Annotated in this window: 11 protein-coding genes; 3 read left to right on the top strand and 8 right to left on the bottom strand. The window is 70.5% G+C overall.

Annotation, left to right across the window (positions count from 1 at the left end; translation table 11 throughout):
• Positions 1–96: 96 nt before the first annotated feature.
• Positions 97–729 (top strand): GNAT family N-acetyltransferase, encoded by a 633-nt coding sequence (locus ACRWND_RS07095; protein WP_431947081.1) that lies wholly within the window; start codon positions 97–99, stop codon positions 727–729.
• Positions 730–864: 135 nt separating this feature from the next.
• On the opposite strand, the gene ACRWND_RS07090 is transcribed toward ACRWND_RS07095, so the two are convergent.
• The 8 genes from ACRWND_RS07090 to ACRWND_RS07055 form a co-directional block, all read right to left on the bottom strand.
• Positions 865–2,118: a transposase gene (locus ACRWND_RS07090; protein WP_431947079.1), complete on the bottom strand. Its 1,254-nt coding sequence runs from the start codon at positions 2,116–2,118 to the stop codon at positions 865–867.
• A complete protein-coding gene (locus ACRWND_RS07085; RefSeq protein ID WP_431947077.1) occupies positions 2,034–2,723 on the bottom strand; it encodes a hypothetical protein in 690 nt (229 codons plus the stop codon). The genes ACRWND_RS07090 and ACRWND_RS07085 overlap by 85 nt, the downstream gene beginning before the upstream one ends.
• Before the next feature lie 148 nt (positions 2,724–2,871).
• Positions 2,872–3,930 (bottom strand): DUF4158 domain-containing protein, encoded by a 1,059-nt coding sequence (locus tag ACRWND_RS07080; RefSeq protein WP_431947076.1) that lies wholly within the window; start codon positions 3,928–3,930, stop codon positions 2,872–2,874.
• A gap of 232 nt (positions 3,931–4,162) precedes the next feature.
• On the bottom strand, positions 4,163–4,963 hold the full coding sequence (locus tag ACRWND_RS07075; protein ID WP_431947074.1) for an ABC transporter permease: 801 nt from the start codon (positions 4,961–4,963) through the stop codon (positions 4,163–4,165).
• Positions 4,960–5,961 (bottom strand): ATP-binding cassette domain-containing protein, encoded by a 1,002-nt coding sequence (locus ACRWND_RS07070; RefSeq protein WP_431947072.1) that lies wholly within the window; start codon positions 5,959–5,961, stop codon positions 4,960–4,962. The genes ACRWND_RS07075 and ACRWND_RS07070 overlap by 4 nt, the downstream gene beginning before the upstream one ends.
• A 66-nt stretch (positions 5,962–6,027) precedes the next feature.
• Complete coding sequence (locus ACRWND_RS07065) at positions 6,028–6,870, bottom strand: DUF4097 family beta strand repeat-containing protein (RefSeq protein WP_431947070.1); 843 nt, start codon at positions 6,868–6,870, stop codon at positions 6,028–6,030.
• An 83-nt stretch (positions 6,871–6,953) separates the two neighbouring features.
• Entirely contained in the window at positions 6,954–7,472 is a 519-nt protein-coding gene (locus ACRWND_RS07060; RefSeq protein WP_431947068.1) for a hypothetical protein, read from the bottom strand.
• A gap of 245 nt (positions 7,473–7,717) precedes the next feature.
• Positions 7,718–8,395 carry a hypothetical protein gene (locus tag ACRWND_RS07055; protein ID WP_431947066.1) on the bottom strand — a complete coding sequence of 226 codons (678 nt, stop codon included), beginning with the start codon at positions 8,393–8,395 and terminating at the stop codon, positions 7,718–7,720.
• Between the two features lie 173 nt (positions 8,396–8,568).
• Between ACRWND_RS07055 and ACRWND_RS07050 the strand changes: the two genes are divergently transcribed.
• Together ACRWND_RS07050 and ACRWND_RS07045 are read left to right on the top strand one after the other, a co-directional pair.
• On the top strand, positions 8,569–9,777 hold the full coding sequence (locus tag ACRWND_RS07050) for a HupE/UreJ family protein (protein ID WP_431947064.1): 1,209 nt from the start codon (positions 8,569–8,571) through the stop codon (positions 9,775–9,777).
• 130 nt (positions 9,778–9,907) lie between these two features.
• Entirely contained in the window at positions 9,908–11,881 is a 1,974-nt protein-coding gene (locus ACRWND_RS07045) for a fibronectin type III domain-containing protein (protein WP_431947062.1), read from the top strand.
• Positions 11,882–12,101: the final 220 nt, after the last annotated feature.

Raw genomic sequence — 12,101 nt, 5'->3', positions numbered from 1 at the left:
GGTTATTCGCCCGTCCACCGGTTGCGGTCATGCTCTAATCGCCGGATGACGAAGATTGAATCAGAGCTGATACGACGTTGGCTGAACGGTTGGACCGTGGCTCGCTCCCTGCCCGAGGCCGAGCCGGTCGAGTCCGCAGGGGACGGCCTGCGGTCCAAGTGCGACCAACCCGGCCGCGAGGTCGAGGTGTTCGCGCTGCGTGCGGACGAGGAGCCCGAGTCCTTGGCACGGCTGGCGGCAGCCGTCGCCGCCGCGAGGCAGACCACCTGGCTCACGGTGCCTACGCTGCGTCCAGGCACCGTCGAATCCGTCGTCGACGCCGCCGGACTGGAAGTGCTCCACCGGTCAGAGTGGTTCATGACGACCGATCTGACCGGGCACCCGCAGCACGCGCCCGCCGCGCCGTACGAGCGCGAGGTTCGCACGGAGGGACCAGTCACGGTCGTCTCCCTCCATGACTCCTCTGGAGAGGTGGCGGCGCGCGGCACCATCGCCGTGGTCGGCGCCGATGCGATCGCCGATCGCATCGAGACGGACGCGGCGCACCGGCGGCGCGGCCTGGGCCGCGCCATGATGAGCGCTCTGGCGGAGGCCGCCGTGGCCCAGGGCGCCCGTACCGGTCTTCTCATCGCCAGTGAGGACGGCCAGCACCTCTACTCCTCCCTCGGCTGGCGCCACGAAGCCGACGTCCTGATCGCCCGGGGGCCGGTGGTTGCCCTCAACCGGTAGGACTGGCTCACGCTGACCGATCCGGCCTTACGCACGGCGCACTCCGGCGGATCCCACCGAGCGAAGATGCCCGGATTTCCTTTAATTGCCTGTTCCGGCTGTATTCCGGTTGGCCGTCATTCTCGGCTGCCCCTGTCAGCGACCATCAGCAGGAAGGCGAAGCGCGCTGACGTACGGGCCGGGCGGGATGTGGAGGGTGGCGGTGTCGTAGTCGCCGAAGCGGAGCACGTTGTCCCTGCGGTGCGGACTGAGCGCGGCGATGTCGTCGGGGTTCACCTCCCGGCCTTGGGCGGCCATCTGGCGCAGTGTCTCGGTCATGTCGACGGTGGTGGAGAAGATGATGCTGTTGGCCATCAGGTCGAGGAACTTGACGGCCTTCTCGTGGAGTTCGGGATCGCGGGAGCGCAGGTAGCCCTCCCCGCCGAAGTGCAGCCACTTCGTGCACCCGTTGTATGCCTCGGCCTTGTTCGTCGCTCTGGTGATCTGCTCCCGCAGCTGCGGGTCCGACAGGTAGCGGTGCAGGACGATCGTCCGGACGGCGCGGCCGACCTCGCGGAAGACCCGGTAGATCTGGTTCTTGCGGGAATGGTTGTTCAGGCGCCGCAGGAGGGTGACGGAGGACACGGTGCCTTCCCGTACCGACAGGCCGACCTGCATGAGGTCCTTCCAGCCGCTCTCGATGAGGCGCCAGTCGATGCAGGTACGCGGATCAGCGGAGAACAGCGCGTCGATATGCCGGTAGCGCACCTGGGGATCGGGGCGGTGGAAGGTGAGGTCCTGGAAGTTCCGGATCCGCGGCAGCAGGTCGATGCAGAGCAGGTGGGCGAGCCCGAAGACCGGGAAGGACTGTCCCTGGGTGTCGGCGTGTACGGTGTCCGGCCTGACCTCCGACTCGTTCGCAAGGAGCGAGTCGATGAGGTAGACGGCCTCCCACACCCCACAAGGGATGAACCGGGAGAAAAGCGCAACGTACGTGTCGGAGACCAGGTGGTGGGCGATCCCGCCGTAGCCGCCGTAGCGGATCGAGGTCTCGGCGAGGAGGTTGTCGATGACGGTGTCCATCATGGTGCCGTCCACCGCCGCCACCGACCCATCCCCCCACGCCGCCGTCAGGTCCAGGCCGGCGTGGGCGTTGACGACATCGGCCCCGCACCGGTTGAGAACCGGGATGGTGAAGTGGCGCTTCGCGATCGCGCCGAGTTCGTGCGCGGCCACGCTGCCCCGCATGTGGCGCACCGCCTGGGCGGGGCCGAGCCCGGAGCCGTAGACGAACGCGGTGGTCACGTAGCGCGGCAGGGGTTCCTTCAGCTTCGGCTCGCTGCCCGAGCGTGGGCCGGGCCGTTTCCACCAGTCCGTCCAGTGCGCCGCTCGCGCCAGATGTTCCAGCACGCTGCGGGCGGGAAGCCGCTCGGAGAGCCTTCCTCCAGCTTCTCCGCGGAGGCGGTGCGCTCGCCTGCTATGCGTAGAGCAAGGGAGGGGACGCCGGTGACCGGGTCGATGGTGAGGTCCTTGTTGTCCGGATACCCGGCGTCCACGGTCTCGGCGATCGTGGTGAGCCGCTCGCGCAGCTGAACGGTGAACTCGCTCGCGGTGGCCGGGATGCCGGCCTGCTCGCAGAAGCCGGTGAGCTTGGGCTCGCACTGCTCCCAGGGCAGGAGCATGCGGGTCCAGTCACCGTAGTCCTCGGCGCCGATCACGGCGACGTCGCCGCAGCGCAGCTCTTCCACGAGGCGGGCGAACACCATTGCCTCGAAATGGCGGCGGACCAGCATCCCCGGCTGCTGGCGGGAGTAGACGGTCTTCAGCCACATCTTCGGCGCGAACGACAGGTCCAGCCGTATCAACTCCCCGTTCTCGTCCTTGCGGGTGGGATGCGTGTCCGCCACGAGGGGCCGGGTGAGGTGCTGGTGAGCGAGGACGTGGTCCATCGCGTCCAGCACGCTGCGGTCGGTCGAGGTCGCGGTGAACGACAGACGGCGGGCGATCTTGAACATGGTCGGCCGGTCCGGCTTGAAGAAGCGCTCTACCAGTGCCGTGTAGTTGCTGCCCCGGTAGGCGTCCAGAGCCTCCAGCTCCGCCAGCTGGGCGTCGAACCCTCCCGCCGTCTCGATCGCGGCCCGGGCGTTCTTCAGCGCCAGCAGGTCATCCAGCCACGCCTCCCCCTCCCACGCGCCGGGAGCTGCCTCGCCACTGCCGCGCAGGGCGGAGCACGTCCCGGAGGGTGGCCAGGAGCTGCTCGGTGGTCTCCTTCTGCCGTTTCTCGATCTCCAGCAGCTCTTCCTGGGCCCGCTTGAGGTGCCGGGACATGCGCTTGGAGAGCATCACCACGGTCTCGTCCCGCACCGCCGCCTGCACCTGCGCGAGCAGGCACACGGTCATCGCGGTACGGCGGGGCTCGGCAATGTCCTTCATCTCGCCCACCGACAGCACCCTCGCCTGCTCGGCCAGCGCGGCCACCTTCGCCGGCGGTGTCTTCCCCACCCAGAAGACGGCATCCCCCAGCCCGTCCACCCTCTCCATCCGCTCCGCATGGGCCCTGAACCGCGACCAGGTCGCCCGCCGGGCGGGCTGCTTGATCCACGCGAACAGGCTCTGGTACTCGCCCTCGACGACCTCCAACATGCCCGCGACCCGCTCCCGCGCCGCGTCACTCATGCGCGCGACGATCGCCTCGCACTGCGAGGCTTCCACCTCGAAGCGGATACGGGCGGCCATCCGGTCCAGGGTGGAAAACGCAGGCAGCTCCAGCCGCTCCTTCTGTCGGACCAGCTCCTCCAGCGCCACGTTCACCAGGTCCGCGGTATGCGCCTTCACCGGCGCCGCCGCCCGCATCGCCGCCTCCGCGACCGCGCGGGCCTCGCCCGGCCTGTGCTTCAGCTCCAGACGGTCACGTACGGCCGACCGGTAGCGCTCCTCGCTCCGTTCGGAATCCGCCTCTGGCACCGTCCCCGCAGTGAGCCTCGCCTGATCGCGCACGTGAGCCACGACCACCTCGGGTATCTCCCCGAGGTTGGGGACACGGCCCAGCCGCGCCGCGGACTTCAGCATCACCAGCAGCGCCAAGAGCCGGCTTGGGCGGTCATGCGTACGCTCACGCGCCCAAACCACATCCTCCGCCGACGTCGTGAGAAACTCCCGCAACTCCCGTTCCGAGATCAGCCTCTTGAACCTCGGATACGCCGTCCGCTCCAGCGACGCCACACCAACCGCCCCACACCCGACCGACTGACAGCGGCCACCATAAGCAGCGACCAGCGGCGTGGCGGAGGCCAGGGCTGGATCACGGAGCGTATGCACACTCACCGTATTCGATCGTCACGCTCTGCCATGAAGTGGCGGCTATTTTGCGTATCTCCTCCGCCCACCCGGGAAGCACGACGCGGGCGGAGGGCCCGCGTTGGCGCGGGCCCTCCGCCGTGGTGCGGGTACCGGATCAGAAGCGGGTGGTGCTGTTGAACCTGGCGGTCGACCAGAGGTAGCCCAGGACGGTGAGCCCGACGCACCAGGCGGCGGCGATCCAGCCGTCGTCGCCGATCCCGGTGCCGAGGAGGAGGCCGCGGAGGGTCTCGATGGCGGGGGTGAACGGCTGGAACTGGGCGATGGGCTGGAACCAGCCGGGCATGGAGTGGAGGGGGACGAAGGCGCTGGACAGCAGCGGCAGCAGGATCAGGGGCGTCGCGTTGTTGCTGGCGGCCTCGGCGTTGGGGCTGACCAGGCCCATGCCGACGGCGATCCAGGTCAGTGCGGTGGCGAAGCCGACGAGGAGGGCGAGGGCGGCGAGCCATTCCAGGGGAGTGGCGCCGGTGGAGCGGAAGCCGATGGCGACGGCGACGGCGACGGCGCCGACGAGGACGACGCTGATGACGGACTGCAGGACGCTGCCGATGACGTGTCCGACGATCACGGAGCCGCGGTGGATGGCCATGGTGCGGAACCGGGCGATGATGCCCTCGGTCATGTCGTTGGAGACGGAGACGGCGGTGCCGACGGTCGTGCTGCCGATGGTCATCAGGAGCAGGCCCGGGACGAGGTAGGCGATGTAGGCGGAGCGGTCGGGGGCGCCGCCGCCGATCCCGGCGCTCATGGTGTCGCCGAAGACGTAGACGAACAGCAGGAGCAGCATGATCGGGGTGAGCAGGAGGTTGAGGGTGAGGGAGGGGTAGCGGCGGGCGTGCAGGAGGTTGCGGCGGAGCATGGTGGTGCAGTCGCGCAGGGCGAGGGCCGGGGTACTCATCGCAGGGCCTCCGTGGGCTGGTGGGGGAGGGTGGTGTCGCCGGTGAGGGCGAAGAAGACGTCGTCGAGGTCGGGCGTGTGGACGGTCAGTTCGTCGGCGTGGACGGCGGCGGCCTCGAGTCGGTCCAGCAGATTGCGCAGCGCGCGCTGACTGCCGTCGCTGGGGATCCGCAGCGTCAGGGTGTCGTCGTCGCCGACGGCGGCCGCCAGGGCGGTGGCGGCCTCGCGGTAGGCCGCGGGGTCGGTGAAGCGGAGGCGGACGTGTCCGCCGGGGATGAGCCGCTTGAGTTCCTCGGCGGTGCCCTCGGCGACGATGGTGCCGTTGTTCAGCACCGCTATGCGGTCGGCGAGTTCGTCGGCCTCCTCCAGGTACTGGGTGGTGAGGAAGACGGTGACGCCGGCGCGGACGAGGTCGCGGATGATCTGCCACATGGTGTGCCGGGAGCGGGGGTCGAGGCCGGTGGTGGGCTCGTCGAGGAAGATGACACGGGGGTCGCCGACCAGGGTCATGGCGATGTCCAGGCGGCGCTTCATGCCGCCCGAGTAGGTGGAGGCCGGCTTCTTCGCGGCATCCACCAGGTCGAACCGCTCCAGCAGTTCGGCGGCGACCCGGCGCCCCTCGCGCTTGGACAGGTGGTGCAGGTCGGCCATGAGGAGCATGTTCTCCTCGCCGGTGATCAGTCCGTCGACGGCGGAGAACTGCCCGGTGACGCCGATCGCCGCGCGCACCGCCTGCGGCTCGCTCGCGAGGTCGTGGCCCGCGACCTGGGCCTGCCCGCCGTCGGCCGTGATGAGGGTGGACAGGATCTTCACGGCGGTGGTCTTGCCGGCGCCGTTCGGACCCAGCAGCGCGAAGACGGAACCGGCGGGGATGCGCAGGTCGATGCCGTCGAGCACGGTCTTGTCGCCGAAGGACTTGCGAAGACCGATGGCGGAGACGGCGGCCGGTGGCGCGTGGCCGTCCGACTGGTTGGACGTGGGCATGACAGATGCAGCCATGGGACCCTCCGATCGAAGGCTCAAGTGAGTGGGGTCGGGGGCGCGGGCGCCCGAAGGTCGTGCTGGTCAGGGCCGGGCGCGGTGGATCTCGATGTTGCCCCAGCGGGTCCGGGCGTGGACCTCGACGGAGTCCTCGGTCTTCTGCGGGGGCTCGGAGCCGGCGAGCGTGTTGCGCACCTGCCCGCGCTCGGAGCTGACGTCGAGCCAGGCGGCCGTGCCCTCGCGGACGCCGACCTCGATGGCGCCGTAGGAGGTCTCCAGCCGGACGGTGCCGCGCGCGACGTCGGCGACCCGCAGGTTGCCGTGGGCGACGGTGGCCGTGACCGAGCTCTCCGCGCGCGCGATGTCGACGTTGCCGTGTGCTCCGCGCACCCGCAGTTCGCCGAGCGCGGCGCCGACGGTCGTGGTGCCGTGCGAGTTCTTCATGTCGGCGGGGCCGTGGACCGTGCCGACGCGCAGGCTGCCGGAGCTGGTGGTGATCTCGGCCGAGCCCTCGATCCGGTCGACGGCGACCGCGCCGTGCGAGGCGGTCAGCTGCAGCGGGCCGGTCGTGTCGAAGCGGACGTCGTTGGACGAGGTCTTGACCCGGACCTCGCCCAGCCGGCCCTCGCCGAGCACCTGGGTCCAGGAGCCGGTCACGTCGACGTGCGAGCCCGCGGGCAGTTCGACCGTCACGTCGACGACGCCGCTGGGACCGATGAGGAAGCGCTCCTTCGTCCTGACGGTCAGGGCGCCGCCCGCGAACGCGACCTCGGTCTGCTCGGCGGCCCGTACGTCCTTGTCCCGCTTCGGCTCGCGGGGCCGCACCTCGACCACGGTGTCGGAGCGGTCGCCCGCGGTGAACCGGATGGAGCCGGCGCCCACATGGGCGGTGACGGTGATCGGTTCGGGAGTGTCGAAAGAAGGCATGGCTGTCCCGTCCTCCTGAGTCCTGGGGTCGTCCCCGCTGGTGGGACGTGGTGTGGGCGAAGTGGGTCGGGGCGCGGGCGCGGCTAGCGCACCCAGCCCCGGAAGCTCTGTCCGGTGGTGCGGGTCCTCTCCGTCGCACGGGCCTGCGGGGCGCCGCCGACCGCGGTCGACACGGCGCGCACCAGCCACGCGTTGACCGACAGGCCCTCGCGGTTCGCGGCCTCCTCGGCGCGGGCCTTGAGGTGGGCCGGAAGGCGGAGGTTGACGCGGGCGGTGGCCCCCTCGTCGCCTTCGGCCGGGACAGCGGCCCGGGGCGGTTCGACGGGCACGAGGCCCCCGTCCGCCGGGTCGCCGCCGGTGGGCGGCAGCGTCACCACGAAGTCGGGGTCCAGGCCGCGCAGCCGTACGTCGACCGAGCCGGGGGCGAGTTCGCGGGTGATCTCGTCCATCGCGGCGGAGAGCACGTTGAGCATGGTCAGGCGGGTCGCCGACTCCAGGGGAGCGGTGAGCCGCTCGGCCAGCGCACGCGCGTCCTCCCCGCCGGCTGCGGCGGCCACCGCGAGCTCGCGGCGGAGGGTGTCGACATACGGGGTGAGGTCCATGACGCCATGGTGGCACCACAATGGCGCAAGCGCAAGCCCCTGGTGGTGCCCCGCGGGGCGGTTGAGTGGTCGCGGGTGGCCTGACCTGGGGAAATGTAACGCTGGCTGATCGGGTGGCGATGGTGCCATGGGTGCCAGATGCGTCATCCGCGGTGGGGTGTGGCACTGGGTGGCGTCAGGTGGTGCCATGCGGTGCCAGTTGATGCCAGTCGATGCCGCCGTGCCTGCCGATGGTGCCGTGGACGCTATCCCCCGTGCTCGTCGAGCCAGAGGACGATCCCGGTCACGCCGCCCAGGACGGACGCGACGCCCGCGCGGATCGCCGCGGCGCAGCGGGCGGGGGTGAAGGACGCGGGATCGTACGTCGAGGACATGCCCAGGCCCTCGCCGCGGAAGGACGCGCCGGACCAGTCCACGGCGGTGACGTTGCCGGTGGGCTCCGCCAACTCCGCGCCCACCACGAGGAACTGCTGGGACAGGTGGTTCGGGGTGACCGTGGCCATGGGGTCGATCAGGTCGTTGCCGGCGCTGACGATGAGGTCCGGGTGCATGTCGAGGGCCCGGGTGATGCCGGGCAGGAGGTCGGCGGGGTGGTCGATGGCGACCTTCCTGAGGTCGACGTGTTCGGCCCGGGCCCATTCCTCGACCGCGGTCACCAGCTCCTTGGTCGGGCGGTCGTCGCCCGAGGTCACCAGGGCGACGCGGTAGCCCTCGGAGGGGTGGACCCGGGACCATGAGCCCGGGCTCGGGGTGGCGGTGGCCTCGGGGGCGGGTGGGTCGGCGCGGTCGACGAATCCCGGTCCGGGGGTGCCGATGGCACTGGGTCGCGGGTGCGGTTTCGACCAGTCGTCGCCGGAGCCGCATCCGGTGAGCAGCGCGGCGGCCGCTGCCAGGGTGGCGGCGGCGCGGAGCGGGGGGCGCAAGGCGATCGACCTCCGGGTGGTGACAGGTGGTGCTGTCCCATCCTGCATTCCGCTTCCGGCCCGCTCCATCCACGAGGGGCCGTCATCGCGGTTGTTCGCGCAGGATTCGCCGAACGGCCGGTTCCGGTTCACCCATGGCGTGCACCGTGCAGGGGCAACCTCAAGGAGCCACCATGTCACAACGCGTCCGCCGCAGCTTTCTCTGGATCATCGCGGCGGTGATCGCGATCCTCGGCCTCGGGCAGCAGCCCGCACTCGCGCACGGTTTCACCTCGACCGTGTACGCGGACGTCGCCTCCACCGACGGGGGTCGCCTCCGTACGACGCTGCAACTCGAGTACGACCTCTTCGTCGTGTCGGCCGCCGACGCCGGGCACGACGACGCCCTCTTCCGCGCAGGGACCGCAGCTTTCGACGCCGGTGACTCCCACGCCCAGGCCGCGGCGCTGGAGGCGCACGCGAAGTCCGCCGTCGCGTACGCGAGTCGGCGCTTCACGGTGACCTCGGACGGCGCCGCCTGCACGGCGGCCCGGGCCGGCGGTTTCACGATGGGCATGCGGGAGGGCGTGCCGTACACCACCCTCCGGCTGGACTGGCGCTGCCCGCAGGGCGACGACCGCGCGGTGCGCAGCGGCCTGTTCCCGGACGCCGAGGGGTACGTCAAGGGGACCAAGACCATCGTCACGTACGCCGTCGACGGCAGGTCGGGCAGTGCCGCCCTCGACGCCGAGCACCCCTCCTTCTCCCTCGGGCAGGCGTGGTACGAGCGGTTCTGGGAGTTCTTCCGCCTGGGCGCGGAGCACCTGCTGAGCGGGATCGACCACATCCTGTTCCTCCTCGCCCTGATCGCCGGTTCGCGGCGGCCGCGCGAGATCGTGCTGGCGGCGACCAGCTTCACGCTGGCGCACTCGGTCACCTTCATGCTGGCCGCGCTCGGCGTGGTCGACGTGCCGTCGCGGATCGTGGAGCCGGTCATCGCGCTGTCGATCGCCGTGGTCGCCGGCTGGTACCTGTGGCGCGTCTGGCGGCGCGGTGACCACGCCACCGAGCTCGAGGCCCCCGGCCAGGGGCACTTCAGCCTGGACAGGGCCGGATGGACCCGCCTTGGTGTCGTGTTCTGCTTCGGCCTTGTGCACGGCCTCGGCTTCGCGGGCGCGCTGGGCATCGACGAGGCGTGGTCGTGGACGCTGCTGTGGTCCCTGCTGGTGTTCAACGTGGGCATCGAGGTCGTCCAGTTGGCCATCATCGCCGTCGTCTTCCCGCTGCTGGTCGTGCTGCGCCGCCGTTCGCCGCGGGCGGGCCTGTGGGCGACGGGCGCGCTGTCCGCGGGGGTGGCCGTGATGGGGCTGGTGTGGTTCGTGCAGCGCGTGGCCGGAGTCTGAGATTCCGTTCAGCGCTCGTGCGATGTTCAACTGCCACGCAGCTCGTATTTATGTTCGCTTTACCTGCCGCGGTGAGCGTGGGCATCTCCACTCGCTGCACACCATGTGTGCACAGAAGGAAAAGACAGAGATGAGATCGAGCAACTCCCCGCGGACCTCCGGGTCCGCGCGGCGCCGTGTGGCCACCGGGGCCACCGCGGCGTTCCTCGGCCTGACGGTCGCCCTCGGCAACGGCCTGGTCAGCACGGCCTCCGCCGCCGACTCCGCCACCCTGAGCGGCATCGTCCTCGGCGTCGGCGCGAACGAGACGCAGCGCACCGTGACGTGGTACTCCTCGGCCGACACGGCGCAGAAGATCCAGGTCGCCCCGACCGCGCAGCTGGTGAACAACGAGTTCCCGGCCGACGCCGCCGTCTTCGACGCCACCGGCACGGCGAACATCGCCACCAGCGGCGGCTACAACCGCCACGCGACGATCACCGGTCTGAAGGAGAACACCCAGTACTCCTACCGGGTCGGCAGCGAGGGCAACTGGTCCACCGCGTACTCCTTCAAGACCCAGGACTTCGAGGGCGAGTACGACTTCCTGTTCTACGGCGACCCGCAGATCGGCTCCTCCGGCAACCTGGCGAAGGACCAGGCCGGCTGGCAGGACACGGTCGACGTCTCGCTGAAGGCCAACCCGAACGCCGAGCTCCTGGTGTCCGGCGGCGACCAGGTCGAGAGCGCCAACAACGAGGACCACTGGAAGTCGTTCCTGGCTCCCGACGGTCTGCGCCAGTACCCGTGGGCGGCCACCATCGGCAACCACGACGTCGGCGGCAAGGCCTACGAGCAGCACTTCACCACCCCGAACACCGACCGCTCGGCCCCGTACTACGACAACGGGAACCCCGACGGCACCAAGTCCGGCGGTGACTACTGGTACATCTACAAGGACGTGCTGTTCATCGACCTGAACAGCAACAGCTACAACTCCGCCAACGGCGGCGGTGACGCGGCGCACATCAACTACGTGACCGACGTCATCAACAAGCACGGCAACGAGGCCAAGTGGAAGGTCCTCGTCTACCACCACGCGATCTACTCGCCGGCCTCGCACGCCAAGGACGGCGACAACAAGCTGCGTCGTACGGACTTCCCGACCACGTTCTCCAAGCTCGGCGTGGACCTCGTCCTGCAGGGCCACGACCACAGCTACTCCCGCAGCTACCTGATCAAGAACGGTGAGAAGGCGAACCCGGCCGAGCAGCCCGGTGCCGCCGACGTGTACCCCGGCCCCGGCGGCGTCCTCTACGTGACGGCCAACTCCGCCTCCGGCTCGAAGTACTACGACATCACCAAGCCGGACAGCAGCGGCACCAGCGGCGCGGGCAACGGCGCCGACCCGCTGAACCCGGGCAACTACTGGTACAACTCGGTCCAGAACCAGGAGCACGTCCGCACCTACGTCAAGGTCCAGGTGCGCAACGACAAGCTCGTGGTCGAGAACGTCCGCAGCGGCACCTGCGCGGCCCCGAACTCCGAGGTGGAGAACGGCGAGTGGTGCAACAACACCCCCGAGGGCCAGCCCGTCGGCTCGCTCGTCGACAAGGTGACGGTGCACCCGTACCACGGTGACAAGCAGGACCTGCAGGTCAACGTCCCGAACCCGGCTCCGGGCGAGTTCGGCTGGACGATCGACGGCTACAACGGCCTGGTGGACCTCGGTACCGCCAAGGAGCAGAACGGCGACCACTTCGTCGCGGGCGGCAAGATCAACCCGATCCTCGTCTCCGACAGCCGCCGTTCGCTCGCCCCGTGGTCGATCTCGGCCAACGTCGGCGACTTCAAGGACGCCGACAAGACGTTCTCCGGCTCCTACCTCGGCTGGACCCCGTACGTCCTCGACGGCGGCGCCGGTGCCGTGGCCGGTGACCCGGTGGCCTCCGGTTACGACGACCAGGGCAAGGGCCTGTCCGACTCGCGTGGCCTCGGCTCCGCCGAGCAGGGCCACCCGCGCGGCTCCGCCAAGCTCGGCGCCGACCTGGACCTGAAGATCCCGGACAGCGTCACCAAGGGCGGCTACCGCGCCACCCTCACGATCACTGCGCTGAGCAGCTGACCGTACCCGTTTGACGGGGGGGGGGGGGGGGGGGGGGGGGGGGGGGGGGGGGGGTGCCTCCTGGGCCCATAGACACCCCACCCCCCCCCCACCCCCCCCCCCCACCCACCCCCCCCCTCCCCCCCCCCCCCCCCCCCCCCCCCCCCCCCCCCCCCCCCCACCCCCCCCCCCCCTCCCCCCCCCTCCCCCCCCCCCCCCCCACGCCGTGGACGAGGGTGGG

It is taken from the genome of Actinacidiphila sp. bgisy167, from assembly GCF_965342175.1.
GTDB lineage: Bacteria > Actinomycetota > Actinomycetes > Streptomycetales > Streptomycetaceae > Actinacidiphila.
Note: the sequence above shows the minus strand (reverse complement) of the source record. Positions and strands in the feature narration are given on the sequence as shown.

Coding starts and splice junctions, on each gene's coding strand:
- ACRWND_RS07085 (WP_431947077.1), bottom strand. CDS start 2,723: ATGTTCAAGATCGCCCGCCGTCTGTCGTTCACCGCGACCTCGACCGAC.
- ACRWND_RS07075 (WP_431947074.1), bottom strand. CDS start 4,963: ATGAGTACCCCGGCCCTCGCCCTGCGCGACTGCACCACCATGCTCCGC.
- ACRWND_RS07045 (WP_431947062.1), top strand. CDS start 9,908: ATGAGATCGAGCAACTCCCCGCGGACCTCCGGGTCCGCGCGGCGCCGT.
- ACRWND_RS07070 (WP_431947072.1), bottom strand. CDS start 5,961: ATGGCTGCATCTGTCATGCCCACGTCCAACCAGTCGGACGGCCACGCG.
- ACRWND_RS07050 (WP_431947064.1), top strand. CDS start 8,569: ATGTCACAACGCGTCCGCCGCAGCTTTCTCTGGATCATCGCGGCGGTG.
- ACRWND_RS07065 (WP_431947070.1), bottom strand. CDS start 6,870: ATGCCTTCTTTCGACACTCCCGAACCGATCACCGTCACCGCCCATGTG.
- ACRWND_RS07060 (WP_431947068.1), bottom strand. CDS start 7,472: ATGGACCTCACCCCGTATGTCGACACCCTCCGCCGCGAGCTCGCGGTG.